23 protein-coding genes and 1 tRNA gene are annotated in these 25,156 nt (G+C 70.8%); 13 read left to right on the plus strand and 11 right to left on the minus strand.

What is annotated here, in order from left to right; genetic code table 11:
* Positions 1-12: 12 nt before the first annotated feature.
* The 4 genes from OG700_RS20510 to OG700_RS20525 form a co-directional block, all read right to left on the minus strand.
* Positions 13-100: transfer RNA gene (locus OG700_RS20510), tRNA-Ser, on the minus strand.
* 31 nt (positions 101-131) lie between these two features.
* Positions 132-575, minus strand: coding sequence for a tRNA adenosine(34) deaminase TadA (tadA, locus tag OG700_RS20515; protein ID WP_405621834.1), 444 nt, complete (start codon positions 573-575; stop codon positions 132-134).
* A 65-nt stretch (positions 576-640) separates the two neighbouring features.
* Complete coding sequence (locus OG700_RS20520) at positions 641-1,204, minus strand: hypothetical protein (protein ID WP_405615640.1); 564 nt, start codon at positions 1,202-1,204, stop codon at positions 641-643.
* Between the two features lie 252 nt (positions 1,205-1,456).
* Positions 1,457-1,786, minus strand: coding sequence for a hypothetical protein (locus tag OG700_RS20525; RefSeq protein WP_405615642.1), 330 nt, complete (start codon positions 1,784-1,786; stop codon positions 1,457-1,459).
* Between the two features lie 125 nt (positions 1,787-1,911).
* Here OG700_RS20525 and upp point away from each other — a divergent pair, with 125 nt between their 5' ends.
* A complete protein-coding gene (gene upp / locus OG700_RS20530) occupies positions 1,912-2,544 on the plus strand; it encodes a uracil phosphoribosyltransferase (protein ID WP_405615644.1) in 633 nt (210 codons plus the stop codon).
* 16 nt (positions 2,545-2,560) lie between these two features.
* On the opposite strand, the gene OG700_RS20535 is transcribed toward upp, so the two are convergent.
* The 4 genes from OG700_RS20535 to OG700_RS20550 all read right to left on the minus strand — a co-directional run bounded on the left by OG700_RS20535 (position 2,561) and on the right by OG700_RS20550 (position 6,282).
* Complete coding sequence (locus OG700_RS20535; protein WP_405615646.1) at positions 2,561-3,196, minus strand: LytR C-terminal domain-containing protein; 636 nt, start codon at positions 3,194-3,196, stop codon at positions 2,561-2,563.
* A gap of 165 nt (positions 3,197-3,361) precedes the next feature.
* Positions 3,362-3,664, minus strand: a complete 303-nt coding sequence (locus OG700_RS20540) for a type II toxin-antitoxin system VapB family antitoxin (protein WP_041987019.1) — start codon at positions 3,662-3,664, stop codon at positions 3,362-3,364.
* Between the two features lie 265 nt (positions 3,665-3,929).
* The gene (locus OG700_RS20545; RefSeq protein ID WP_405615648.1) at positions 3,930-5,480 is read right to left on the minus strand and encodes a M28 family metallopeptidase; all 1,551 of its coding nucleotides are present in this window, start codon (positions 5,478-5,480) and stop codon (positions 3,930-3,932) included.
* A 208-nt stretch (positions 5,481-5,688) separates the two neighbouring features.
* Positions 5,689-6,282, minus strand: coding sequence for an HhH-GPD-type base excision DNA repair protein (locus OG700_RS20550; protein WP_405615650.1), 594 nt, complete (start codon positions 6,280-6,282; stop codon positions 5,689-5,691).
* Between the two features lie 165 nt (positions 6,283-6,447).
* Here OG700_RS20550 and OG700_RS20555 point away from each other — a divergent pair, with 165 nt between their 5' ends.
* From OG700_RS20555 to OG700_RS20570, 4 genes are all read left to right on the plus strand, one after another.
* Positions 6,448-8,736, plus strand: coding sequence for a germacradienol/geosmin synthase (locus OG700_RS20555; RefSeq protein WP_405615652.1), 2,289 nt, complete (start codon positions 6,448-6,450; stop codon positions 8,734-8,736).
* A 102-nt stretch (positions 8,737-8,838) separates the two neighbouring features.
* A complete protein-coding gene (locus tag OG700_RS20560) occupies positions 8,839-11,217 on the plus strand; it encodes a protein kinase domain-containing protein (RefSeq protein ID WP_405615654.1) in 2,379 nt (792 codons plus the stop codon).
* Between the two features lie 80 nt (positions 11,218-11,297).
* Positions 11,298-11,948, plus strand: a complete 651-nt coding sequence (locus OG700_RS20565; protein WP_405615656.1) for a TetR/AcrR family transcriptional regulator — start codon at positions 11,298-11,300, stop codon at positions 11,946-11,948.
* Positions 11,945-12,865, plus strand: coding sequence for an SDR family oxidoreductase (locus tag OG700_RS20570; protein ID WP_405615658.1), 921 nt, complete (start codon positions 11,945-11,947; stop codon positions 12,863-12,865). The genes OG700_RS20565 and OG700_RS20570 overlap by 4 nt, the downstream gene beginning before the upstream one ends.
* Before the next feature lie 41 nt (positions 12,866-12,906).
* Here OG700_RS20570 and OG700_RS20575 read toward each other — a convergent pair whose 3' ends face one another.
* On the minus strand, positions 12,907-14,178 hold the full coding sequence (locus OG700_RS20575; RefSeq protein WP_405615660.1) for an RNA polymerase sigma factor: 1,272 nt from the start codon (positions 14,176-14,178) through the stop codon (positions 12,907-12,909).
* 42 nt (positions 14,179-14,220) lie between these two features.
* A complete protein-coding gene (locus OG700_RS20580; protein WP_405615662.1) occupies positions 14,221-14,637 on the minus strand; it encodes a YciI family protein in 417 nt (138 codons plus the stop codon).
* A gap of 298 nt (positions 14,638-14,935) precedes the next feature.
* Between OG700_RS20580 and OG700_RS20585 the strand changes: the two genes are divergently transcribed.
* Together OG700_RS20585 and OG700_RS20590 are read left to right on the plus strand one after the other, a co-directional pair.
* Positions 14,936-15,685, plus strand: a complete 750-nt coding sequence (locus OG700_RS20585; RefSeq protein WP_405615664.1) for an SDR family oxidoreductase — start codon at positions 14,936-14,938, stop codon at positions 15,683-15,685.
* A 243-nt stretch (positions 15,686-15,928) separates the two neighbouring features.
* Positions 15,929-16,690, plus strand: coding sequence for a TetR/AcrR family transcriptional regulator (locus OG700_RS20590; protein ID WP_405615666.1), 762 nt, complete (start codon positions 15,929-15,931; stop codon positions 16,688-16,690).
* A gap of 14 nt (positions 16,691-16,704) precedes the next feature.
* Here OG700_RS20590 and OG700_RS20595 read toward each other — a convergent pair whose 3' ends face one another.
* Positions 16,705-17,424 carry a hypothetical protein gene (locus OG700_RS20595; RefSeq protein WP_405615668.1) on the minus strand — a complete coding sequence of 240 codons (720 nt, stop codon included), beginning with the start codon at positions 17,422-17,424 and terminating at the stop codon, positions 16,705-16,707.
* Between the two features lie 71 nt (positions 17,425-17,495).
* Between OG700_RS20595 and OG700_RS20600 the strand changes: the two genes are divergently transcribed.
* The 6 genes from OG700_RS20600 to OG700_RS20625 all read left to right on the plus strand — a co-directional run bounded on the left by OG700_RS20600 (position 17,496) and on the right by OG700_RS20625 (position 25,156).
* Positions 17,496-18,608 carry a hypothetical protein gene (locus OG700_RS20600; protein ID WP_405615670.1) on the plus strand — a complete coding sequence of 371 codons (1,113 nt, stop codon included), beginning with the start codon at positions 17,496-17,498 and terminating at the stop codon, positions 18,606-18,608.
* Between the two features lie 53 nt (positions 18,609-18,661).
* Positions 18,662-19,477, plus strand: coding sequence for a hypothetical protein (locus OG700_RS20605; RefSeq protein ID WP_405615672.1), 816 nt, complete (start codon positions 18,662-18,664; stop codon positions 19,475-19,477).
* A gap of 11 nt (positions 19,478-19,488) precedes the next feature.
* Positions 19,489-20,004, plus strand: coding sequence for a hypothetical protein (locus tag OG700_RS20610; protein ID WP_405615674.1), 516 nt, complete (start codon positions 19,489-19,491; stop codon positions 20,002-20,004).
* Between the two features lie 77 nt (positions 20,005-20,081).
* Positions 20,082-21,830 carry an asparagine synthetase B family protein gene (locus OG700_RS20615; protein WP_405615676.1) on the plus strand — a complete coding sequence of 583 codons (1,749 nt, stop codon included), beginning with the start codon at positions 20,082-20,084 and terminating at the stop codon, positions 21,828-21,830.
* 162 nt (positions 21,831-21,992) lie between these two features.
* Positions 21,993-22,853, plus strand: coding sequence for a hypothetical protein (locus OG700_RS20620; protein ID WP_405615678.1), 861 nt, complete (start codon positions 21,993-21,995; stop codon positions 22,851-22,853).
* Positions 22,850-25,156, plus strand: coding sequence for a bifunctional serine/threonine-protein kinase/ABC transporter substrate-binding protein (locus OG700_RS20625; protein ID WP_405615680.1), 2,307 nt, complete (start codon positions 22,850-22,852; stop codon positions 25,154-25,156). Before OG700_RS20620 ends, OG700_RS20625 begins: the two co-directional genes overlap by 4 nt.

Genomic DNA, 25,156 nt, shown 5'->3' on the forward strand with positions numbered 1-25,156 from the left:
TCGTCGTACAAGCGGTAGCGGTGGGATTTGAACCCACGGTGACGGGTTACGCCACACTCGCTTTCGAGGCGAGCTCCTTCGGCCGCTCGGACACGCTACCGAGAGAGAGCTTAGCCCAAGGTGGCCCGTGCTCAGAAATCGATAATCCGGCGGTCCCGGAAGAAGTCCGTCAGCAGCCGTGAGCACTCGTCGGCGAGCACTCCGTGGATCACTTCCGGGCGGTGGTTCAGGCGGCGGTCCCGTACGACGTCCCAGAGCGAGCCCGCCGCGCCCGCCTTCTCGTCGAGCGCCCCGTACACGATCCGCGCCACCCGCGACTGCACGAGCGCGCCCGCGCACATCGTGCACGGCTCCAGGGTCACCACGAGCGTGCAGTCGGTCAGCCGCCAGGCGCCGAGCTCCGCCGCCGCCCGGCGGATGGCCAGGATCTCCGCGTGCGCGGTGGGGTCGCCCGTCAGCTCGCGTTCGTTGTGGCCGGTGGACAGGACGGAGCCGTCGGGGGACAGCACGACGGCACCGACCGGCACATCGCCGGCCGGCGCCGTGCGCGCGGCCTGTTCCAGGGCGAGGCGCATCGGTGCCCGCCACGGCTCACGCACCGGGTCTGTCTCCGGTCCGTCCACCGGGTCGCGCTCGGTCACTAGCGCGCGGTCTCCAGCACCTCGGAGGCGCCCAGCGCGTCCGCGATCTCGGACATGGCGTCGGTCTCCAGCGCCAGCAACTCCGCCTCCGGCAGGCCCAGGTCGGCGAGGATCGCGCGGTCGCCCGCCGGTCCCGCGGGTACCGCTCCGGGTCCGGCCGCGGCGGCGGGGCCGGAGCTGTCGTCCGTACCGTCCGTGTCCTGCGTGTCCTCCTGCTCTTCAGTCTCGCCGTCCTCGGTACCGTCGAGGTCCAGCGTGTCCAAGGCGTCGGCGAGGTCGTCATCGTCCCCGCCGAGCAATTCGTCCGTGAGGATCTCCCCGTAAGAGGAGCGTGCGGCCATGGCCGCGTCGGAGACGTAGATGCGAGGATCCTCCTCGCCCTCCACGCGGAGCACGCCGAACCAGGCGTCCTCCTGCTCGATGAAGACGAGCACCGTGTCCTCGTCCACCGAGGCTTCGCGGGCCAGGTCGGTCAGATCCGACAAGGTCTCCACGTCGTCGAGCTCTGTGTCGCTCGCTTCCCACCCGTCTTCGGTGCGCGCGAGCAGTGCGGCGAAGTACACCGTGACTCTCCCACTGGTCAGAGGTGACGATTCGGCGGTGCGCTGCGCTCTGCCCCGCCCATTACTCGGAATCGTGGCAGAAAGCGGGCGATTGCGAGAGGTCTTCCGCCGTTGCGTCGTGGAGGCATTTTTTTGGGCGGGGCCGGACGCACGCCGGGACCGGGGTGCGAGGGGCGCGGGGGGCGGGCGCCGCCCGACGCCCAAGTGGCCGTCGCGCAGCGGCCGGAGGGCCGCTGGGTGACCTGTGCGTGACTACCAGCGGAAGGTCCGCATCCGCATCTGCTGGCGCATCCGGGCCGCGCGGGCCTGGCGCGGTTTCACCCGCTCGCGCAGGGCCTTGGCCTCGTTCAACTCGCGCAGGAACTGCGCACGCCGACGCCGGCGTGCCGCGCCGTTCTCGTCGGCGGTGAGGTCGGAGGTGGGGTCAGCGGTGGGTTCGGAGGCGGGATCGGAGGCGGGATCGGACCCCGGTACGGGCGCGGCGTCCGGCTCCGGGTGCGGGTGCGGGTCGTCCGGTGCGGCGCCGGCCGCCCCGTCCCCGTCGCCCCGCTCCCGCGGATTGCGCCCCTGCCGGTCCGGCATCGCCGCCTCACCACCCCACGACTCGGTTGGCTCTGTCCCCTGTACGCGTGTCCATCCACCTTCCCTGCGAGCAGGGAATTGATGCCAGCCGGGGCCGCCGGCCGGGCCACGGTTACTGTGGAGGCATGCGGATTCACGTCGTCGACCACCCGCTGGTCGCGCACAAACTCACCACGCTGCGCGACAAGCGCACCGACTCCCCTACCTTCCGACGCCTCGCCGACGAGCTGGTCACCCTGCTCGCGTACGAGGCCACCAGGGACGTGCGCACCGAGCAGGTCGACATCGAGACTCCGGTGACGCCGACCACGGGTGTGAAGCTGTCCCACCCGCGGCCTCTCGTGGTGCCGATCCTGCGGGCCGGTCTCGGCATGCTCGACGGCATGGTGCGGCTGCTCCCGACCGCCGAGGTCGGTTTCCTCGGGATGATCCGTAACGAGGAGACGCTTCAGGCGTCTACGTACGCGAGCCGGATGCCCGAGGATCTCTCGGGCCGGCAGGTGTACGTCCTGGACCCGATGCTGGCCACCGGCGGCACGCTGGTGGCGGCGATCCGTGAACTCATCAAGCGCGGCGCCGACGACGTGACGGCCGTGGTGCTGCTCGCGGCGCCCGAGGGCGTCGAGGTGATGGAGCGCGAGCTGGCGGGCACGCCGGTCACGGTCGTCACGGCGGCGGTCGACGAGCGGCTGAACGAACGCGGGTACATCGTGCCGGGGCTGGGCGACGCGGGTGACCGCATGTACGGGACGGCCTAGGGTCTGTCGCGGCGTGTCAGCAGGGGCGGCCGGGTGCGGGCCTGGTGAGGGTGGCCAGGGCCTGGTCGGCGTCCTTCTGCACGTTCAGGGTCTTGAAGGCCGTGCCGAGCAGCAGGTCGACGTCCTTCGTCTTTCGCGCGTCGTGCTGGGGCTTCGCGCCCTTCAGCTGGGCGCCGAGTACGGTGAATGACCCGTCGGCCGCGGCCGGGGCGCCGAGCAGTATCCCGGTGCCGGGGATCTTCTTGTCGAACGCCGCGGGCGCGTTGCCGACCTTGCCGATGGCGAAGCCGCGCTTCTTGAGTTCGTCGGCGGTGGTCTTGGCGAGTCCGGCGCGGGGCGTCGCGTTGTAGACGTTGACCTTGATCTGGGCCGGCTTGGGCAGCGCCTTGGCGGCCACCGTCGACGGGGACGGGGAGGGCTTGCAGTCGGACTCGCGGGCCGAGGCGGTCGTGGTCGTCTTCTTCGATCCGTCGTCAGCTGTGAACACGTCGATGAGCTGTACGGTCCCCCAGCAGACAAGGCTGAGGGCGACGACTGCGGCGATGGCCGCGAGCACGATCCTGCGGCGGTGGCGGGGGGGACGCATGCGGGGGTACTTGGCACCCGTAATGCGATATTTGCCGCCCATGCCAGGGGGGGTGAGCATGCTCATGGCCGCAGCGTAGTGCGCGACGGTAGTGATTCCTACTAAATGATCAATAGGTTGGGCCTCAAGAGGTCGGAAAGACCCCGAAAGGCTCAGTGCCGGTCCGATTGAGGGGGCGTCAGCCCATCAGTGGGCCGGCCAGTGTCGGCCGGTCGGTCGCCCGTGGGCCGCTCAGCCCCGGTCCAGTTCGAGCACCCGGGCGTGCAGCACCTGCCGCTGCTGGAGTGCCGCGCGGACGGCACGGTGCAGTCCGTCCTCCAGATACAGGTCGCCCTGCCACTTCACGACGTGCGCGAAGAGGTCTCCGTAGAAGGTCGAGTCCTCGGCGAGCAGCGTCTCCAGATCCAGTTGCCCCTTGGTGGTGACGAGCTGGTCGAGGCGGACCGGGCGCGGCGCGACGTCCGCCCACTGCCGGGTGCTTTCCCGGCCGTGGTCGGGGTACGGCCGCCCATTTCCGATGCGCTTGAAGATCACACGGAAAGCCTACCGGGCGAGCGCCTCCGGGCGCAGCCATGGCGCGGTGGTGCAAACAGATCTAAATGGATCTAAACAGGTCAAAGCGGGAGCAGCGGATGAGCGGAACCGCCCCGTCCGGTGACGTCGCCGTCCATATCGCCCTCCGGGGAAGCACGCGGAAGCCCTGGGGGCGGAAGCCGGAGCACGCACGGCGGGCGTCGAGGGAGCCGGCTCCCTCGACGCCCGCCGTGCGTCGCTGTCCGTCAGTCGGGCTGCCGGGCCGTCAGGCCCGCGTCTCCTGCCCGTGCTCGTGGTCGTGGGCGTTCGACGCGCCCACGCCGGTGTCGCCGCCCGTGGTGCGCTCCGCCTTGGCCGTGGCCTGCGCCCCGGCCGTCGCGGTGAGCGGGCCCAGGTCGTGGGCGTAGTGGCCCACGGCGTCGGCGATGACGTCGATGTTGACGTCGAACGCCTCCTTGTCGATGTTGGCCAGGTCGTCGCAGGCCGCGTGGTAGCAGGGGTCGTACGCCACCCCGGCCTCGCCGCCGAACTTCGCCGCCTGCTCCTCGGTCTTGATGCCCTCGGCGCCGGTGAAGGTTCCCCCGGAGGGGATGCCGACCTCGATGAACGGCCCGTAGTCGGAGCGGCCGGTGAAGTCGGTGCCCTCGTGCGGGTGGTCCTCGCTGTCGAGGAAGTCGGTGATGCCCTTCTCCAACTGCGCCGAGCCCTCCGGTCCCGGGCCCTCGCCGACGCCGTCCGAGTCGTCGCCGTCGTAGACGAACTGGCCGAAGTTCGGCGAGGCGATCATGTCGAAGTTCAGGTAGAGCTTGATCTGTTCGGCCTGCTCGGGGCTGAGGCCCTTGACGTAGTCCTCGGCGCCGAGCAGGCCCAGCTCCTCGGCCGACCACCAGGCGAAGCGCACCTTGTTGGCGGGCTTCTCACGGGACTTGGCGAGATCCAGGGCGACTTCGAGCAGACCGGCGGAGCCCGACGCGTTGTCGTTGATGCCCGCGCCCGCGGTGACGGAGTCCAGGTGGGAGCCGAGCATCACCGTGTTGGCCGCCTTGCCGCCCTTGGTCTCGGCGATGACGTTGCGGGTGGTGCGGGTCTCCTGGAGCTGGCGGATGTCCGCGGAGACCGTCACGGGGCCCGCCGCGGCCTCGGCGGCGAGCTTCACGCCCTCGGCCTGGGTGACACCGCCGGTGGGGATCCTGGCCGCTGCCGGGTCGCCCAGGGTGCCGCTGAGGGCGCCCTCGGTGTTGTTCGAGATGATCGCGGCGACCGCGCCCGCGCCGGCCGCCATCTGCTGCTTCGTGGCGAAGTCGCAGCCGCCGCGCTGGATGAGCGCGATCTTGCCGGTGAAGGCACCGGCGGCGTAGTCGGTGGCCTCGCAGCCGGTGGTGGCGTCGACCGGTACGACGGCGAGGCCGGCCTCGACGCCGCCCTTGGGCGTCGACTTCGTGTACGACATGGCCTTGATCTCGGAGTCGCGCGGTGTCGGCGCGGTGACCTTCAGCGTCTCGGCCTGCGTCTCGATGTACGCGAAATCGAAGGTCTCGTACGAGACGTCGTAACCGGCCTTCTTGAGAAGGCTGTACACATACGCGGCGGAGGCGTCGTGGCCGAGCGAGCCGGCCGCGCGGTGGCCGCCGGCGGAGTCGGCGATGTCCTGGAACTTCTTCAGGTGCTTGTAGGCGTCCTTGCCGGACGCCTCCTTGACGAGCTTCTTGGAGAGCTTCGCCGCGTCCCTCGCCGGGTCGGGCCTGTTGTGCGCGGAGGCGGAGGATGCGGACAGCAGAAGCGGGGCGGCGAGCGCGGTGGCGGCTGCGACTGCCATGAGTCTGCGGGACGTTGCGTTCACAGGGGTCCTTCCGATGCGAACGAGTGCGAACGAGTGCGAACGAGGACGAGCGAACTGGAACGAGCTGGAACGAGCGCGAACGCTGTGGAGTGAAGCTAAGGAAAGCTAGCGACCTGAGGTGTCCTAGGGGAACAGATGTGCCACAAGTCATGTACTTCCGCTCGGCGTCCCGCTCGGTGTCCGCTCAGCCCTCCGCGCCCTTCGCCGCCTTGGCGGCGCGCTTGGCCTCCTGCTTGTGCGCGCGGACCTTGGCGAGGGTCTCGGGCCCCGTGATGTCCGCCGCCGAGCGGTACGCGCCCTCGTCGCCGTACGCGCCGGCCGCCTCGCGCCAGCCCTCGGGCCGTACGCCGTACTGCTTGCCGAGCAGTGCGAGGAAGATCTGCGACTTCTGCTTGCCGTAGCCCGGGAGTTCGGTCAGCCGCTTGAACAGCTGGGCGCCGGTGGCGACTTCGTGCCACACCCCGGCGGCGTCGCCGTCGTAGTGCGCGACCAGGAACTGGCAGAGCTGCTGCACGCGCTTGGCCATGGACCCCGGGTAGCGGTGCACGGCGGGCTTCTCCGAGAGCAGCGCGGCGAAGGCCTCGGGGTCGTAGGCGGCGATCGCGTGCGCGTCCAGATCGTCACCCCCCATGCGTACGGCGATGGTGTACGGCCCCGAGAAGGCCCACTCCATGGGCACCTGCTGGTCCAGCAGCATGCCGACCAGCGCGGCCAACGGGCTGCGGCCGAGAAGTTCGTCGGCCTCGGGCTGCTGCGCGATTCGAATCGTCGTGCTCATGGGCCGATGGTGGACCGGGAGGCGGGAAATGTCAGGGAGGCCACGCCCTGGCGGTGTGTTCATATGACTGTTTTGTGGCGCGGATGGCGGTACGTGGCGAGGGGTAGAGCTGGACACGGACCACTGCCGGAGACCTCCGGAATCCTCGGGAAAGGCCGCGCACCAGTGACACAGCCCTTTGAACTGCCGGATTTCTACATGCCGTATCCGGCGCGGATCAATCCGCACCTGGAGGAGGCCCGGGAGCACTCCCGGACGTGGGCCCGGGACAGGGGAATGCTGGAGGGCTCCGGGATCTGGGAGCAGAGCGATCTCGACGCCCACGACTACGCGCTCCTGTGCTCGTACACCCACCCCGACTGCACAGGGCCGCAGTTGTCGCTGGTCACGGACTGGTATGTGTGGGTCTTCTTCTTCGACGACCACTTCCTGGAGATCTTCAAGAGGACGCAGGACCGCGAGGGCGGCAAGGCGTATCTGGACCGGCTCGCCGCCTTCATGCCGATGGATCTCGCCGACGGTTTTCCCGAGCCGACGAATCCGGTGGAGGCGGGGCTCGCCGACCTCTGGGAGCGCACCGTCCCGTCGATGTCCCTGGACTGGCGGGCGCGGTTCGCCGAGAGCACGGAGAACCTGCTCAACGAATCCCTCTGGGAGCTCGCCAACATCAACGCCGAGCGGATCTCGAACCCCGTCGAGTACATCGAGATGCGCCGCAAGGTCGGCGGGGCGCCGTGGTCGGCCGGGCTCATCGAGTACGCGGCGGGCGCGGAGGTGCCGGCCGAGATCGCCGAGTCCCGCCCGATGCGGGTCCTGCGCGACACGTTCTCCGACGGGGTCCACCTGCGGAACGACCTGTTCTCGTACCAGCGGGAGATCGAGGAGGAGGGCGAGCTGAGCAATGGTGTGCTCGTCCTGGAGACGTTCCTCGAATGCACGACCCAGGAAGCGGCCGACGCGGTCAACGACCTGCTGACCTCCCGTCTCCATCAGTTCGAGAACACGGCGCTCACGGAACTGGGACCGCTCTTCGTGGAGAAGGGGATCGATCCGGTCGCGGCGGCCGGGACCCTGGCGTATGTGAAGGGCCTCCAGGACTGGCAGTCGGGCGGCCACGAGTGGCACATGCGTTCCAGCCGGTACATGAACGGCGCGGGGGCGGACGGTGGCGCGGGGACGGGCGCGGGGGAGACGGCGGGTCCGCTGTTCTCACTGACCCCGGTCGGGCGCGGGACGGCGGCCTCGGACTACCTCAAGACGCTCACCAACGGCTCCCCCGCCAGGGCGCGCGGACACAGCCACGTCCCGTACCAGCGGGTGGGGCCGTCGATCCTGCCCGAGTTCGAGATGCCGTTCGAGGCGACGCTCAGCCCGCACCTGGACGCGTCGCGCGAGCACGTCGTGGAGTGGGCCCACCGGATGGGCATCCTGGAGGGGCAGCCCGGCATCCCCGGCTCGGACGTCTGGGACGAGGACCGGATCCGCCGCATCGACCTCCCGCTCTGCGCGGCCGGCATCCACCCCGACGCCACGCCCGAGGGGCTCGACCTGACCTCGGACTGGCTGGCCTGGGGGACGTACGGCGACGACTTCTTCCCCGTCGTCTACGGCAACACCCGCAATCTGGCGGCGGCGAAGGTCTGCAACGAACGCCTGTCGCTGTTCATGCCGATCGACACGCTCGACACCCCGACACCGCTCAGCGCGCTGGAACGCGGCCTGGCCGACCTGTGGGTCCGCACGGCCGGCCCGATGGACGCGGACGCCCGCACCGCCTTCCGCGTGTCCGTCGAGGACATGACGGCCAGCTGGGTCTGGGAACTTGCCAACCAGATCCAGAACCGCATCCCGGACCCCGTCGACTACATCGAGATGCGCCGCGCGACCTTCGGCTCCAACATGACGATGAGCCTGTCCCGCATCGGCCACGGCAATGTCGTGCCGCCGGAGATCTACCGCAGCGGCCCGATGAAGTCCCTGGAGAACGCGGCGCAGGACTACGCCTGCCTGATGAACGACCTCTTCTCGTACCAGAAGGAGATCGAGTTCGAGGGCGAGGTCCACAACGGCGTACTGGTGGTGCAGAACTTCTTCAACTGCGACTACCCGACGGGCGTCGCCATCATCCACGACCTGATGAAGGGCCGCATGCGCCAGTTCCAGCACGTCGCGGCCAACGAACTGCCCGTCCTGTACGACGACTTCGGCCTGGACGACACGGTGCGCGGCGTGCTCGACGGCTATGTGAAGGAGCTGGAGAACTGGCTCTCCGGCATCCTCGTCTGGCACCACGGCTGCCACCGTTACAAGGAGGCGGACCTGCTCCACGACCGCGCGGGCATCACCCGCTGGCTCCCCCCGACCCCAAGGGGACCCGGCACCTCGGCGACACGAATCCACCTCCCGTCGCAGGTGCCGCAGGCGGGCGAGCTGACGGACGCGCTGGCGCCCTGACATCCCTGACCCCCTCCTGCAAAGGCGCGGCCCGTCCCGGGCCTGGGTCGGGGGCGGGAGATACCCTCGGCTTCACGTCTTTGGTGGAGGGGGAGGGGCATCGTGCGGGGGCGGTTGCTGAGCGGGCGGTACGAGTTGGGGGAGTTGCTCGGCGCCGGCGGGATGGGGGAGGTCTGGCGGGCGCGGGACCGGGAGTTGGGGCGGGAGGTCGCCGTCAAGCTGCTGCTCGCGCCCGGGGGTGACGGGGAGCGGCGGGAGCAACTGGCGCGGTTCCGGCGGGAGGCGCGGGCCGTGGCCTCGTTGGACAGCCCGCACATCGTCGCCGTACACGATCACGGTACGGACGGCGACAGCCCGTACCTGGTGATGGCGCTGGTGGACGGCCGTACGCTGCACGACGTTCTCGCCGACAGCGGGCGCGCGACCGTGGCGGACGCGCTGGGCTGGGCGATCGACGTGTGCCGGGGGCTGGAGGTCGCGCACGCGGCGGGCATCGTGCACCGCGACATCAAGCCGGCCAACATCATGGTCACCGGCGAGGGCGTCGCCAAGGTGGTGGACTTCGGCATCGCCAAGTACACCGAGGCCCGGTCGAGCGATCCGCAGCTCACCCAGACCGGACAGGCGCCGTTCGGCAGCGTGCTGTACATGGCGCCCGAGCGTTTTCAGCAGCGGAACGGTGACGGGCGTACGGATCTCTACGCGCTGGGCTGTGTCCTGTACGAACTCCTCGTCGGGCGACCGCCGTTCGTCGGCCACGCGGCCGGGATCATGTACAACCACCTGAACGACGAGCCGCTGCGGCCGAGCCGCGCCCGTGCCGAACTCGGTCCCGACATGGACCGGTTGATCCTCTCGCTGATGGCCAAGGCCCCCGACGACCGGCCGTCGGACGCGCACGCGGCGCGGGTGGAGTTGGAGCGGGTGCGGGCGCGGGCGTCGGCGGGTGTTGAGGCTGACGGGGGGCGGGAGCCGGAGGCCGAGCCCGAGACCGAGGTTGTGGCTGTGGCTGAGACCAAGGCCGAGGCTGCGGCTGCGGATGTTCCGGCGCCCGTGGCCGCTTCCGGGCCGGGGCCGGGAAGCGAGCCCGAGGACGCGCGGCCTGCCGCTCGTCCTGCCGTTCGTCCTGCCGTTCGTCCTGCCGTTCGTCCTGCCGTTCGTCCTGCCGTTCGTCCGCACTTCGTCGCCAAAGTCCCCGCGCCTCCCCCGCCTGGGCCTGTCCCGCACAGCCGCCGGCGCAACACCCTCGTCGGGGCCGCCGTGGCCCTCGTCGTGCTCGGCGTACCGACCGGCCTCTTGGTCTCCTCGTCGTCCGGCGGGTCCGCGCCGGTCGGCGGGTCCGGGCCCAGTGCGACGGTGGTGGACGAGGTGGACGAGTACGTCGTCGGTGTCGCGTACGAAGGGTCCTCCGACGAGCAGTACCCGCGGGAGCGCGTCGCGATCGTCGAGGCCGCGTTCAAGGACGCCGAGCGCGCGTCGGGCGAGAAGCTGCCGGTGCGCGTCGTTCCGGTCAAGGACGACCAGCGGACCCCGGCGAGCGAGTTGCTGGCGGAGTACCCGGGCCTGATCGCGCTGATCGGTGACACCGACAGCATCGTCGGTGTCGAGACCGACCTCGACCGTCGCATGGCCGCGATCGACACCTGCAAATCGAGCTCGGGTCCGGACTTCGCCTTCGGCATGATGCCGACGGCGTTCGACAAGGGCGCGCAGGAAGGGCGCTATCTGACCGGCGCGTACGGCGTGAAGAAGGTGATCATCGGTTCCGACTACCACTGGGACAACCCCAACTTGGAGGACGATCCGAACTATCGCACGCTCGGGCACGGGCTGCGCGAAGCCGGTGTAGACGCCGTCGAGTCCGTGGGCTACCCGGAGGAGATGGACGACGAGGACGTCGCGCGGGACGTCGCCAAGCAGCGGCCGGACGCCGTCACGCTGCCCAACGCCCGGCAGCGCGAGGGCTGGGTCGACGCGCTGAAGAAGTCCGGGCAGTTGATGGTCGTGCAGGAGAAGTTCAGGGCGTCCTGCGAGACCGAGGCCGACCACGAGTACACCGACAAGGAAGACGAGTTGGTGCCGAGCGGCGTGCTGCGCTTCCGTTCCTTCCGCGACGAGCGGCAGCCGAAGGCCGACTGCGAGCTGTTCCCGAAGGCCTGCGCGAGCCCGGCCCCGCTGCGGAAGATGTTCGAGGCGCGGGGCGGGACCGAGCTGTACGACGGCGCGCTCGTGCTCGCCGCCGGGATCGGGCAGGTCGTGGACGACGGCGACATGCCGGAACTGGACGCGCCGGGCGCGGATCCCGAGCCCGCGCGGGCCGCGCTCCGGGAGGCCGTGGGCGGTGTCGATGTCGAGGGGCTGCTGGGCCGGTACCGCTTCAAGGACCATCAGGTGCTGAGCGGGAGCCGGCCGGTGTGGGTCGATGTCCGTGAGAAGGGCAAGTGGAAGCAGCTGGGGACGGTGCGGAGCCTGACCGGCTGAGGTGAGCGGTTCCTTGCCGTTTCCTCGGGCGTCCTGCTTAATGAATGAACGTGCATTTATTAAATGAGGGAGTCGTCGCTGTGGTCGGACGTCCCCGCGGTGTCGACGACGCCGCGATCCTGCGCGCCACCGCCGACGTCGTCGGGCGCGTCGGGCCCGCCGGGCTCACGCTCGCGGCGGTGGCCCGAGAGGTGGGTCTCGTACCGGGCACGCTCATGCAGCGCTTCGGGTCCAAGCGCGGCCTGCTGCTGGCACTGGCCGAGCGGTCCGCCGGGCAGGCGGAGGCCGAGGCCCGCAAGGCGCCGGAGCGGCTGCGACGCGAGCACGGTTCGGCGCTCGCCGCGCTGACCGCGCTGCTCGTGGAGTCCATGGAGCCGATGACGGATCCGGAGACGTACGCCAACCATCTGGCGTTCCTCTGCCTCGACCTCGCCGAACCGGAGTTCCACGGGCACGCGCTCGCGTTTCACCGGGCCGAGCGGCGGGCCGTCGAGGAGCTGCTGACCGCCGCCGTCGCCGCCGGGGAGCTGCGGGCCGGGACGGACGTACGCCCGCTGGCCCGTTCCGTACAGGCGATGTCCGCCGGTGCCGGGCTGATCTGGGCACTCGACCGCGAGGGGACTCTCGCGCAGCGGACGCGGGAGGGGATCGGCGAGGTGCTGGCGCGGTACGTGGCCCTGCCCGTACCGGACGACGACCCGCCCGTACCGGCCGACCGGGAGGAATCATGAACGACACGGCGAGGACGTCGGGACCGCTGGCCGGCAAGGTCGCGCTCGTCGCGGGCGGCACCCGGGGCGGCGGGCGCGGCATCGCGGTGGAACTCGGCGCGGCCGGCGCGACGGTGTACGTCACCGGCCGCAGCAGCGCCGCCGGGCGCTCCGACCTGGACCGCCCCGAGACCGTCGAGGGGACGGCCGACCGCGTCACCGTAGCAGGCGGACATGGCATCGCCGTCCGTACCGACCACAGCAGTCCCGACGACGTACGCGCCCTGGTCGACCGGATCGCCGCCGAGCAGGACGGGCGGCTGGACATCCTCGTCAACTCGGTATGGGGCGGGGACCCGTTGACCGACTGGGAGCATCCGCTGTGGGAGCAGGACCTGGACGCCGGGTTCCGGCTGCTGCGGCAGGCGGTCGACACCCATGTGATCACCAGTCGTTACGCGCTGCCGCTGCTGATCGCCCGTGGGAGCGGCCTGGTTGTGGAGGTGACGGACGGGAACACCGCCCGCTACCGGGGGACCTTCTTCTACGACCTGGTGAAGTCATCGGTGATCCGCCTCGCGGTCGCACAGGCGGCCGAGTTGAGGCCGTACGGGGTCGCCGCTGTCGCGATCACGCCCGGGTTTCTGCGTTCCGAGGCGATGCTGGAGGGCTTCGGCGTCACCGAGGAGACCTGGCGGGACGCGGTGGCCAAGGACCCGGACTTCGCACACTCGGAGAGCCCGGCGTATCTGGGGCGCGCGGTCGCCGCGCTGGCCGCCGATCCGGACATCATGACCAAGTCGGGGCGTGCGCTGGCGACTTGGGGGCTCTACGAGGAGTACGGCTTCACGGACGCGGACGGTACGCGGCCGGACTTCGCCGCGCACTGGGCCAGGTCGCTGGCCGAGGAGTACGGGCCGCTCGGCGAGCCGCTGTAGGCGATCCGTTGTGGACCGGACCGCTGTGGGCGCCACGGCTCTCAGGCGCGCAGGCGGGCCGCCCGCGTCATCAAGTAGCTTCTCTCCGGGGCGCTGAGCGTGCGGCTCGCCGCCAACTGGTACGCGGCCAGGGCGCCTTCCGTATCGCCCGCCCGCTCCAGCAGATGGGCGCGCACCGCGTCGAGCCGGTGGTGGCCGGCCAACTCCCCCTCAAGACCTTTGAGTTCCGCCAGTCCGGCCTCCGGGCCGTGTGCCATCGCCACGGCCACCGCCCTGCTCAGCTCGGCCATCGGCTCGGGCCCGGGGGCGCGCCGTACCAACTCGTCGTACAGAGCCACGATCTGGAGCCAGTCCGTGTCCTCGGCGCTCGCCGCCTCGTCGTGCAGCGCGGCGATCGCCGCCTGCAACTGGTAGGCACCGGCCGGTCCTTGGGACAGCGCCTCCTCGACCAGCGCCGTACCTTCGGCGATCGCGGCGCGGTCCCAGCGGGTGCGGTCCTGCTCGTCCAGCGGAACGAGTTCGCCGTGCGGTCCCGTGCGTGCGGCGCTCCGCGCCTCCGTGAGCAGCATCAGCGCGAGCAGGCCCGTCACCGTGCCCTCTGTCGGCAGCAGCCGCCGTACCGCCCGGGTCAGCCGGATCGCCTCCCGCGCGAGGTCCGCGCGGTGCAACTCGGCGCCTGAGGTCGCCGTATGACCCTCGTTGAAGATCAGATAGAGCACCTGGAGCACGGTGGCGAGCCGGCGGTCGCGGTCCTCGGGGCCCGGCTGCCGGAAGGGCACACCCTTGACCTTGTGCTTCGCCCTGCTGATGCGCTGCGCCATCGTGGCCTCGGGCACCAGATGCGCGCGGGCGATCTCGGCGGTGGTCAGACCGCCGACGGCGCGCAGGGTGAGTGCGGTCCGGGCGGCGGCGGGCAGTTCGGGATGGCAGCAGAGGAAGAGCAGGGTGAGGGTGTCGTCCTCCGAGGGGGCGCGGCTCTCGTCGGGCGGTGGCGCGGTGTGGGCGTCCCTGGGGTTCAGCGCGGCGGCGTTCTCCTCACGTACGCGCCGGGCACTCTCGCTGCGGAGCTGGTCCACGAGGCGGCGGGAGGCGGTCTTGATCAGCCAGCCGCGGGGGTTGTCGGGCGGCCCGGCGGTCGGCCACTGCTGGGCGGCGGCGATGAGGGCTTCCTGGACGGCGTCCTCGGCGAGGTCGAAGTGGCCGTAGCGGCGGACGAGCGCGCCGAGGACCTGCGGCGCGTGCAGGCGCAGCAGGTCCTCGGTCGTGGTGGGGCTCGTGCCGTTGTTCGGGCTGTTGTTCGTGCCGTTGTCCACACCGCCTAGTACACCCCGTCGTGCCGGGGCGCGCACGGTGTCTCAGCCATCGATCCCCGGGGCGTTCGGGATGGGCCGGATGACCACCGGGTGCGACGGGACGCCCTCGGGCTGGGGGCACGCCGCGATGCGCGCGGCGATCTCGGTGACCCGCTCCAGGCTCGCGCAGTCGAGCACCCAGTAGCCGGCGAGCAGCTCCTTCGTCTCACCGTACGGACCGTCCGTGATCACCGGCTTGCCATCCTTGTCCGCGCCGACGAAACGGGTCTGTGAGGGCTCGCTCAGACCGTTCGCGTCCACCAGCTCACCGGACTCGGCGAGGTCGTTGTTGACCGCTCCCATGAACGCGAACATCGCGTGCAGGTCCTTCTCGTTCCAGGCCGCGCTGTGCTCGGACGCCTTGCCGCTCATCGCGTCGTAGTCGGCCTGCGAACCCTGGACCATCACCAGATACTTCATGACGTCGCTCCTTCTGCTGCTCTGTTGGTTTGTTGATCTGCTGGTCTGCTGGTCTGCCGTGTGGTGCGTTGCCACCCCTTGTGGGCGACTCTCACAGGGGACGTCGGAGCCGATGACGGGATCTCGACAGCTTGCGGGACTTCTTTCGAATCCTTCGAATCGCTCTGTCGGGGCTGGGCGTAGCGATGTTACGGAATGGGGTAGCGATGCTAACTCGAACATGTTAGCGTTGTTGTTGTCGGGAAGTGGAGACCGCTACCCCCGGCTGAGATCCCCCATCGATACAGGGAGCAACGTCATGAGCGAGCAGCCGAGCGCGGCGCGTCGTGTAGCGATCGTCACCGGAGGGTCCCGGGGGATCGGCCGGGAGAGCGCGGAGCGCCTGGCGGCGGACGGACATGCCGTCGTCGTCAACTACGCGGGGAATCGGACCGAGGCGGAGGCGGCGGTGGCCGCCATCACCGACGCGGGCGGGACGGCGATGGAGTTCCGCGCCGATGTGGCCGACGAGGTCGCGGTGTCGGCGCTATTCGACGCGGCGGAGGAGGCATTCGGCGGTGGCGTCGATGTTCTTGTGCACGCGGCGGGTGTCATGTCGCTCGCGCCGCTGGTCGAGACCGAGCTGGACGCGCTGGACCGTATGCACCGCACCAACATCCGCGGCACGTTCGTGGTCGACCAGCAGGCCGCGCGCCGGCTGCGGAGCGGCGGGGCGATCATCAACTTCTCCAGCTCCGTTCTGGGCCTGTCCTTCCCGGGTTACACGGCGTACGCGGCGAGCAAGGGCGCCGTCGAGGCGATGACACTGATCCTGGCCAGGGAGCTGCGCGGACGGGACATCACCGTCAACGCGGTGGCGCCAGGACCGACCGCCACCGCCCTGTTCCTGGACGGCAAGGACGAGGAGACCGTTTCGAAGCTGGCCGCCCAGGCGCCGCTGGAGCGGCTCGCCCGCCCGGAGGACATAGCAGAGGTCGTCTCCTTCCTCGCCGGTCCGGGGCGCTGGGTCAACGGCCAGGTGCTGCGCGCCAACGGCGGCATCGTCTGACACCGGCCGGTCTTCGTCCTGTCGCCTGTCTCCTGTCCGCTGTCCGCTGTCTGTCGTCTGTTGTCTCTTGCGATTGATCAAGGAGTTCCGTCATGGGTGACACCGCGAAGACCGTTGTGATCACGGGAGCCGGTTCCGGCTTCGCCCCGTACGGCGCCACCGCCGACGCCGCTCCTCGTGCCGCTCCTTGTGTGGCTCCTCATGCGTAACGGCGCTACGGAGCCCTTGATACGGTCGTCCGCCATGAGCACACGAGCGCGGATCCTGGAAGTCGCGGCCCGGCTGGTCGCCGAGTCGCCCAACGGTGACGTCTCCACGCGCGCCGTGTGTGACGCCGCGCAGGTGGGTGCCCCGGCGCTCTACCGGCACTTCGGGGACAAGGAAGGGCTGTTGTCCGCCGTCGTGGACTTCGGCTTCGACAAGTACCTGGAGACGAAGCGGCAGGGCGCCCCGGAGGACGACCCGATAGAGGATCTGCGCAAGGGCTGGGACAGTCACGTGGAGTTCGCGCTGGACAACCCGAATCTGTACCGGCTGATGTACTCCCCCGCGATGCGTACGCCCCCGGCGGCGGCCCTGGAGTCCCACGAGATCCTCACCAGGGATCTACGACGGGCGGCGGCGGACGGGAAGTTGCGGCTGGCGCCCGAGGCGGCTGCCCAGGTGGTCATGTCGGCCAACGTGGGAGTGGCGCTGATGCTCGTCGCCCGTCCCTCGACCTTCACCGACAGGGACACCTCCCGGCGGGTCCGTGATTCCGTGCACGCCACCGTCTTCACCCCGGAAGTGACGGCGGAGAGCACCACGCGGGTCACGACCAGGACACAACTGCCTGCGGCGGCGGCTCAGTTGAACGTCCTGCTGGGGCGGTCGGCGGAGTCGGGGCTCAGTACCGCCGAGGTGGCCCTGATGACGGAATGGCTGCGCCGGCTCTCCACGACCTCTGAGGCCATCACGGCCTCCGAGGCTGCCGAGACATCCACGGCCTCCCAGGATGACGAGTAGTCGTTCGTCCTCGGTCAGGTGGGCAGATCCGCGCACGTGTCCGACGTGGGGAGTTCGTCCGCCAGGAATACCGTCTGCGCCATCATCTTGAACCCGGACATCTTTTCGCGGAAGGTCTCCACGGATTCCTCGGGATGCACGGAATCGATCACGGCGTGCTCGCCGACGGCATTGAACTGGTGGCTCACTCCGCGCGGGATCTGCATGTCCACGAAGGAGCAGGGCGGTACGACCAGGTTGTACCGCGTTCGCACCACACCCGGCGGGGTGTCGGGCAACGTGTCCTCGAAGGACCGCAATGTGAAGGGAGTTACTCCGGAGACGCCGGTGATGTCGAACGGGGAGAGACTGCTCACCCGGATACATGTCTCGGGGCCTGTCATCATCCGCACGAATCGCAGACCGGTGTGCAGATGCATACGGGAGCAGACGCCGCGCTCCTCCACATTGTAGAAATCCATCAGATAGCGATCGGCGAAGAAGTCGTCGAAAGGTGCTTCGAGCATATAGACGTCGCCCTCCTCGAAAGTCTGGAAACGCGTTATCCCGTCAGTGTTCGGCGTTGTGGCCGCTTCGCTTCGTTTCGCGTCTCTCACGACCTTCGTGAAGGCGTTCACCACGGCCAGGGCGATGTCTTCGGGGAGTTGGAGGACAGGTGTGACGACGTTCCTTGCCGCGTCAGTGAATTCGGCGACGTCGTGAACCTCGTTCTCCGCGTTCGCCTCGCGTTTCATTCGTGTACGGGAATTGGACATATGAATCAAGCTCCGTCGTCTAGGATCTGTCCGGTCGACATAACGAAACCATGCGCTTGTCGGGACAGTTGGAGGGGGCCGCCGTGATCTGCCCGCACTGTGAGAAGAGCCTTCGCTACAAGGAGCGAGGGGGCAGGGCCTGCTCGGTCTGCAAGCGCGTGTTCGCGCTCGAACCGACGGACAACACGCTCCGGCTGCACGACATCCGGATGCGCAAGCTCATCGAGAAGCTCGGCAACGGTGAAGGCCTGCGCTACACGCCCACCCAGCTCTGGTACGCCGCCGCGCGCAACCGCACACCCCCCGAGGCTCTTGGCTACGGATGCGTCGCCACGATTCTCGTCGTCATGACAGCCTTTGTCGTGCTGCTGGTCAGTGGCATCTCCGAGTTCGATCCTGACGTGGTGCGGCCCGCCGCCGTGGTGGGGATGGTCGTCCTGGTGCTGCTGCTCCTGTTGGCGGCGCATGGGTCGCGTCACGCGAAGCGGACGGGCACGGTTCACGTGCCGATGTCGCTCGACCTCTTCCGGACCGCGATCATCGACCGCTGGGCCGCTGTCCACGGCGCGCCGCCGGCCGGGCTGATGGAGGAAGGGCGCACCCAGTACCCCGTGAACCCCGTGAAGCGCGATGGCGGCATACCGAGGCTGGCCGTCCTCTGCCAGGACCGAAGCGTGCTGGACTGCCTCGTGCTGAACGGCGCGCACAGGACGCACTCGCTGGCGCTGGTGCTGTCGGTGGACCAGCTCGGGCAGCTATCCGCCCCATCCGCGCCCGGCGGAGCGGGAGTTGTGGGGATAGTCCTGCACGACGCCAGCCCGGCGGGGCTCGCCTTCGCGTCCGCGGCCAGGGCCGCGCTCGGTGGCCGGGTGGTGGTCGCCGGGATGCTGCCGCGCACCGTGATGGACAAGGACAACGCCGTACGGCTGCGGAAGCCGCTGGATCCTAGGGACCTGGAGGCCATCCGTACGTCGTTGTCGGCGCTGACCGCCGCGGAGGCCGAGTGGCTTACCCGTGGCTGGTGGTCCCCGCTCGCGGCGGTGCCGCCGGCGAAGCTGCTGGCCGTGGTCGCGCGGGCGGTGGAGCGGGCGGAGGGGGTGGCCGACCCCGACAGGGGCCGCGCGCAGCAGGTCGGGTTCCTCACCTGGCCGGCGGCGTCATGAGGGACGCGGGGCATGTCCGGCACGCGATGCTTGACCGCGCTGTGCGTGCGGCGGTGGAGAGGGCCGCAGTGCCCGGTCAACTGCGGTTCACTGAGCGGCAGTTGTACTACGAGGTGTGCCGGGTGCTGATGCCGTGGCACCGGGCGCCCCGGCGTACGCGGTTCACCTCGGCCCCCGTGGTGACGTACGGCGCGTACCGGGCCGCGCTGCGCCGCCACGGTCCCGGCCCGGTGGACGGCCTGCTGCCGCCCTTCGTGCCGAAGCCCCGGCAGGCGGCCGGGCGGCACACCCCGGAGCCCGACCTGTTCGACTACGGCCTGCCGAGGCTGCTGGTGTGCGAGTCCGACGGTATCGCCGCCATGCTGCGGGCCAACGGGGTGCCGATGGAGTCGGCGTGCCCCGTGTACGGGGCCTCCGAAATCCCTCTCGATCCAGGTGTGTTGAGGATGCTGGCACTGGCCGAGCGGGCGACGGTCTATCTGCTGCACGACGCGAGCGCGCGGGGGCTCACCTTCCCAGCCCGGTTCGCCCGGTCCGTCGATGTGCCGGACGGGGTGCGGGTCGTTCCGCTGGGGCTGCGGCCCCGGCAGGCGGGCGCGCTGCATCTGGTCCATGGCCGTGGACCGGCGTACGCGGCTGTTCCCGCGGCGCTTCCCGCCGCCCGTTCCGGGGTTGTCGGTGTCGCGCTCAGCCCCTGGGAGCGCGACTGGCTGCGGCGCGGCAGATTCGCGGAGGTCGCCGCCGTGCACCCGGCGTCACTGCTGCGTACGGTGCACCGCCTCGTACGGGAAGTGCGCACGCCGCGCTCGCAGTTGACCGAACTTCGACAGGTCCGCCGGGCGGGTTTCCTGAGCTGGCCCACCGCATGAGAGGAACCACAGTGCCGCAGCCGCAGCCACCGAGGCGGGAGATCACCTACACCGACGAACTGCTCGCCGACCGTACGGTCCACCGGCGTTACTCGGACGGCGGCCAGGAGTGGCGCGGCGCGGTCGGTGGCGGGGGACGGCGCGTCGTTCAGTGGCGGGACGAGCGTGGTGGTTCGGGCACGGACGAGTTGCTGGGGCGGCGGATCGTCAAGCGCGTGTACGCCGATGGGCGCCGGGCTCTCTACGGCAAGGAGGCCGGTTACGGCCGGACGCTGTGGAGCGACGGGGTGCTGACGGTGAACCGGACATCGTTCGGGGGTCGGCTGGGCACCGTCCTCGGCGCGGTCACCGCTGGTGCCGTCGTAGGCGCGGCGCTGACCATGCCGCCCGCCTTCCTCTCCCCGGAAGAGGAGGAGGAACTGCGCCGACAGGCCGAGGCGAGCGGGTCGGGCGGTGGCGGCGGGGGCGACGACGGTTACGGGCACTGGGGCGACGGGTCCGGCGACACCGACGACGACTTCGGCTGAGCGGGACCGGGTTGGACAGGGCCGGTCCACGGCCTTCGGAACAGCGGAGTTGAGAGAGACGAGAGAGAGGGGGCGCGATGTCCCGCTGGTGTGCGTGTCTGACCGCCGACGACCCGGCCGGGCAGGTGGCGGCCATGGGCGGCCGGGGCGTGCCGACGCGGGCGGGGCGTCACGCGCTCGGTCTTCTCGACGGACCCGGCGCCGCCGCCGGGCCGTACCGGGTGGGCGACGTGTACGCGATCGGCGAGGTCACGCTCCACAACGCGCCCGAACTCCGCGCCCGGCTCGGTGCGGACGGCGCGGACCGCGACCCCGGCGACTGCTCCGACGGTGAACTGCTCCTGCGCGCCTACGTCAGGTTCGGCACCGCCGGACTGGCCGCCGCTGACGGCATGTTCGCCCTCGTCATCGCCGAACGCGACGAACTCGTCCTCGTACGCGACCACATGGGCGCCCGCACCCTCTTCCACGCCCGCGCCGGCACGGGTGACCGGGCCGCCTGGGCGGCCTCCACCTCCCTGCGGGCTCTCCGGCGATGGCCCGCGCTGGACACCGGACTGCATCTGCCGGCCGTGCGGTCGTTCCTCACCTTCGCGTATCTCCCGGGCAGGGAGACCCTGTTGCGCGGGATCCACGAGGTGCTGCCGGGGCGGTGCGTACGGCTGCGGTCCGACGGTTCCTCGGTGGAGGAGACGTACTGGGAGCCGGCCGAGGTGGCCGACGAGCGCCCGGCCGCCGAACACGCCCGTGAGCTGCGCGAGTTGCTGGAGTCCGCGACCGCGCGGCGGTTGCCGGTCGCCGAACCGGTCGGTGTGCTGCTCTCCGGCGGTGTGGACAGCAGTCTGGTCACCGCGCTCGCCGCCAAGCTGCACGACCAGGCCGTCCGGTCGTACTCGATCAGCTTCGGCGCCGACGCCCCGAACGAACTCGCCTACTCCGGACTGGTCGCCGCCCACTGCCACACCGAGCACCGGGTGCTCACCGTGCCGGGCGAGGCGGTCGCGGCACGGCTCCCGGAGACCGTCGCGCTGCTGGACAGTCCGGTCGGCGACCCGCTCACCGTGCCCAACCTGCTGCTCGCCGAGGCCGTCGCGGCGGACGGCATGAGCGTGGTGCTCAACGGGGAGGGCGGCGATCCGGTGTTCGGCGGCCCCAAGAACCTGCCGATGCTCATCCACGAACTGCACCGCGACGAGGCGGGCGTGGGCTCCCGGGCGCGGGCCTACGTGGACTCGTACCGCAAGTGCCACCCCGACCTGCCGGTGCTGCTGACGCCCGGTGTGCTCGCCGAGCTGGCGCAGGCGCCGCCCGTGACGGATCTGCTGGCGCCCTATCTGACGCAAGGTCGGATGACCAGCCTGCTCAACCAGTTGCTGCACACCAACCTGCGGACGAAGGGCGCCCACCACATCCTCACCAAGGTCGAGCGCATCACCGCGTCCCAAGGGCTGGAGGGCCGCGCCCCGCTGTTCGACCGGGCGGTGGTCGACCACGCGTTCCGGGTGCCGCCCCGGCTGAAGCTCGCCGGTACGGGCGAGAAGTGGATTCTCAAGGAGGCCGTACGGGACCTGCTGCCGCCGACGATCGTGGACCGGCCCAAGAGCGGGATGCGGGTGCCGGTCCAGCAGTGGCTGGACGGACCCCTGCGCGAGCTGGGCCACGACCTGCTGCTCGGCGGGTCGGCGCGCGCCCGGGGCCTGTTCCGCGAGGACACGGTCCGGTCGTGGCTGCGGAGGGAGGGGACGCTGCTGCCGCGCCAGGGAGGCAAGTTGTGGCTGGTGCTGACGCTGGAGCTGTGGCTGCGTTCGTTCGAGGTGGGGGCCTGAGGGACGCCGGACCTTGCGGAGACCTTGCGGGGATCGTGCCGGGACCGGACCGGGACCGGACCGAGGCCGGATCGCAGCGGTGGCCGTTGTGGTGGCCGTTGCGGAGAACTGGGCCGTGGTTGTTGTGCGTCCCACTCGATACGCTCAAGACGGGGGACACAAGTGCGTGGTGCGGCAGGGGAGTTCACGGTGTGTGGCGGTTCCGGTCGATTGCGGCGCGGCGCCGTCGTCGTCGGCCTCGCGGTGGGAGTGCTGCTGGTCGGCTGTTCCGGGGGCGGTGACGCCTCCGGCACGGACCCGGCGAAACCTGGTGCGGCCGAGTCCGGCGCGGAGGCCAAGGGCGACGGAGGTCCGGTGCGGAGTCCGTCCGCCACCCCCGGTCTCGACTGGACGCCCGACGACAGCCGGCTGCCCCGGACCCGCGCCCAGGCCCTGCGGCTGGCCCGCGAAGTCGCCGCCGAGCCCCGGCGATGGGGAAGCGGTTACGTCAAGCGGAGCCCGTACGAGAGCGACCCCGACTCCCTGGCCGTCCTCGACGAGGACTGCGTCTGGCAGCGCGAACCGCTTCCGCCGTCCGTACTGACCAGCTTCACCCGCTACAGCGAACTGCCCGCCAAGGGTGGCAGAGGCCCGATCCGGATAGCCGCCACCGTCGTCGTGCACCGCGAAGCGGCCGACGCGGACTGGGAGATGGCGCGCACGCTCGAAGAGGCGCTGCGCTGCCCCGAACAGCGCCTCAGCGGCAGCGAGCGGATCACCGGACTGCTGTCTGCGGGCCTGCCGCTCGGTGTCGGGAATTCCGCCAGCGACGATGTGATCTCCGAGCACGGCGAGTATCACAGCGACGAACTCGGCGGCCCGCACTACTACGTCTGGGGCCAGAACCGCCTGGGCCAAATCACCGTCTCGGTGGTCGGCAAGGGCTCCAAGGGCCATACCCAGGAAGAGATCGACACCGCAGTCCACGAGGGAACGGGTGCCATGCTCGTCGACATCCAGGCCGAACTGGAGGCGTCGGAATGAGCGAGCCCCTGCTCCCCACCGACCCCGCCTCGATCGGCGGCCACCGGCTGCTGGCCCGACTCGGCGCCGGCGGCATGGGCGTGGTGTATCTCGGCCGTACGGAGACGGGGGCGCTGGCCGCCGTCAAGGTCATCCAGGCCGAGTACGCGGACGATCCCGGCTTCCGTGCCCGCTTCCGCCGCGAGGTCGACCTGGCCCGCCGGGTGTCCAGCCCGTGGGCGGTGCCCGTCACCGGCGCGGCGCCGGACGCGGCGCGGCCCTGGCTGGCCACCGCGTTCGTGCCCGGCCCGTCTCTCGGTGAGGCGGTCACCCGGCACGGACCGCTCCCCGTGCGAGGGGTGCGGGCCCTGGCCAGGATGCTCGCCGGGGCGCTGGGCGCGGTCCATGACGCGGGGCTGGTGCACCGGGACGTCAAGCCGGGCAACGTCCTGCTCGCCGTGGACGGCCCGCGTCTGATCGACTTCGGTATCGCCCGCGCGACCGACGAGACCGCGCTCACCTCCCCCGACGTGGTCGTGGGTACGCCGGGCTACCTCGCGCCCGAGCAGGCCGAGGCGCGGGGCGCCGAGGTGGGGCCGGCCAGCGACGTGTTCTCGCTGGGCTGCCTGCTCGCGTACGCGCTGACGGGACGGCCGCCGTTCGGCGGCGGTCCGGTGGACGCGCTGCTCTACCGCACGGTCCACGACGAGCCGGACATCGACCCGGACGGCGCGTGGGGCGACGACGATCCGGCGCTGCGCCGGCTGCTGCTCTCCTGCCTGGCGAAGGACCCGGCCGACCGGCCCACGGCGGAGCGGATCGCGACGGAGTTGAGTGGGGCCGATCGGGCCGGACCGGCGGATACGTCCGACTGGCTGCCAGAGGAGGTCGTACGGGGCATCGCCGACCGCGCGGCCGAGATGCTGGCGCTGCCCGACATCGAGCCGACCGTCGCGGGCGCACCGGAAGCACCGGAAGCACCGGACGCCGAGGACCCGGTGGCCCCGGTGGACTCGGAGGACGGGGAGGACGGGGAGGAATCGACTGCCCCCGAAGACCGCCGACCGCCCTCCCGGCGGCGGCTGTTCGTCCTTTCCGGCGCCGCGCTGCTCGCCGTCGCGGGCGGCGGCGGAGCCTGGGCCGTCCTGCGGGACGACGAGTCACCCACGGCGGGCACGCCGGGCCCGCGCTGGGCCATCGGCGTCCAGGCCGACCTCTCCGGAGCGGGCAGGTCGGCCGGCCGGGCGCAGGAGCGGGGCGCGCGGCTGGCGATCGAGCAGTACAACGCCCGTAGGCCCGGCAAGGACAAGCCCTTCGAACTCGCGCTGAAGACCGCCGACGACGGCGGCAGCGCCCAACGGGCCCCGGCCGCCGCCAAGAAGCTCATCGAGGACGCCGACGTGCTCGCCGTGCTCGGCCCCACCACCGACGCCACGGCGGAGAAGGTCGTCGGCGCGTACGACGAGGTGCTGCTGCCGCTGCTGACCGTCTCGGCCGGCGGAATGACGATGACGTCGGGGAAGCCCCGGTCCCTCGTGCACTGCCGGCCGGGCGACGCCGCGCTGTCCCTCCCGATCGCCGTCCATCTCGCCGAACTGGCCGCGAAGGACAAGGAGATGGGCAGACCGGGACTGCTCCAGGACCGTACGGCGCAGACGTACGCCTGGGAGTCCGCCACGATCACCTCCCTCCTGCTGCGCGACTCCGGTATGCCTGTCTACCCGCGCGTGATCCCGGCGAATGTCGAGGACATGAAGCCCGTCGTCACCGACATCCTGAAGGCCGGTACGGGCTCGTTCGTCTACGCCGGATACGCGCCGGGGGCGGCGAAGGTGGCGCGCGAGTTGGCGGCGGCCGGATTCGACGGACCCCGACTCGCGTCGCAGGCGGTGCTCGACCCGGAGTTCCTGGAACTGGCGGGGGACGCGGCCGAGGGCTGGCTGCTTACCTCGTCCTTCGTCTCCGCCGCCGACACCCCCAAGGCGGCGGACTTCAGCGCCGCCTTCCGCGAGCGCTTCGGCGGCGCGCCCCCGTACTACGCGGCCGAGGCGTACGACGCCGTGAACCTCGTCATCCGGGAACTGGTGAAGGGCGCGAAGGCCACGAAGGAGGCCACGAAGGAGGCGCCGGGCGGGAAGGGCGAGCGGACGCCGCCGAAGCGGGCGGAGTTGGTGGGGCTGCTGCGCAAGAGCACGTACGCGGGGATCACGAAGACGTTCGCCTTCGATCCGGAGGAGGGCGGCTTCGCCGGCCAGGGCGTGTTCCTGTACGAGGTCAAGGACGGGGCGTTCCGCTTCCTGGGGCCCGCGCCCACGGGCGCGTAA

Origin of the sequence: Streptomyces sp. NBC_01508 (assembly GCF_045040315.1) — a bacterium.
GTDB lineage: Bacteria > Actinomycetota > Actinomycetes > Streptomycetales > Streptomycetaceae > Streptomyces.

What these genes read in the sequence shown, in the direction of transcription:
- tadA (WP_405621834.1), bottom strand. Translation starts at nt 575, where the DNA reads ATGCGCCTCGCCCTGGAACAGGCCGCGCGCACGGCGCCGGCCGGCGAT.
- OG700_RS20525 (WP_405615642.1), bottom strand. Translation starts at nt 1,786, where the DNA reads ATGCCGGACCGGCAGGGGCGCAATCCGCGGGAGCGGGGCGACGGGGAC.
- upp (WP_405615644.1), top strand. Translation starts at nt 1,912, where the DNA reads ATGCGGATTCACGTCGTCGACCACCCGCTGGTCGCGCACAAACTCACC.
- OG700_RS20535 (WP_405615646.1), bottom strand. Translation starts at nt 3,196, where the DNA reads ATGAGCATGCTCACCCCCCCTGGCATGGGCGGCAAATATCGCATTACG.
- OG700_RS20545 (WP_405615648.1), bottom strand. Translation starts at nt 5,480, where the DNA reads ATGGCAGTCGCAGCCGCCACCGCGCTCGCCGCCCCGCTTCTGCTGTCC.
- OG700_RS20550 (WP_405615650.1), bottom strand. Translation starts at nt 6,282, where the DNA reads ATGAGCACGACGATTCGAATCGCGCAGCAGCCCGAGGCCGACGAACTT.
- OG700_RS20570 (WP_405615658.1), top strand. Translation starts at nt 11,945, where the DNA reads ATGAACGACACGGCGAGGACGTCGGGACCGCTGGCCGGCAAGGTCGCG.
- OG700_RS20580 (WP_405615662.1), bottom strand. Translation starts at nt 14,637, where the DNA reads ATGAAGTATCTGGTGATGGTCCAGGGTTCGCAGGCCGACTACGACGCG.
- OG700_RS20585 (WP_405615664.1), top strand. Translation starts at nt 14,936, where the DNA reads ATGAGCGAGCAGCCGAGCGCGGCGCGTCGTGTAGCGATCGTCACCGGA.
- OG700_RS20590 (WP_405615666.1), top strand. Translation starts at nt 15,929, where the DNA reads ATGAGCACACGAGCGCGGATCCTGGAAGTCGCGGCCCGGCTGGTCGCC.
- OG700_RS20595 (WP_405615668.1), bottom strand. Translation starts at nt 17,424, where the DNA reads ATGAAACGCGAGGCGAACGCGGAGAACGAGGTTCACGACGTCGCCGAA.
- OG700_RS20600 (WP_405615670.1), top strand. Translation starts at nt 17,496, where the DNA reads ATGCGCTTGTCGGGACAGTTGGAGGGGGCCGCCGTGATCTGCCCGCAC.
- OG700_RS20615 (WP_405615676.1), top strand. Translation starts at nt 20,082, where the DNA reads ATGTCCCGCTGGTGTGCGTGTCTGACCGCCGACGACCCGGCCGGGCAG.
- OG700_RS20625 (WP_405615680.1), top strand. Translation starts at nt 22,850, where the DNA reads ATGAGCGAGCCCCTGCTCCCCACCGACCCCGCCTCGATCGGCGGCCAC.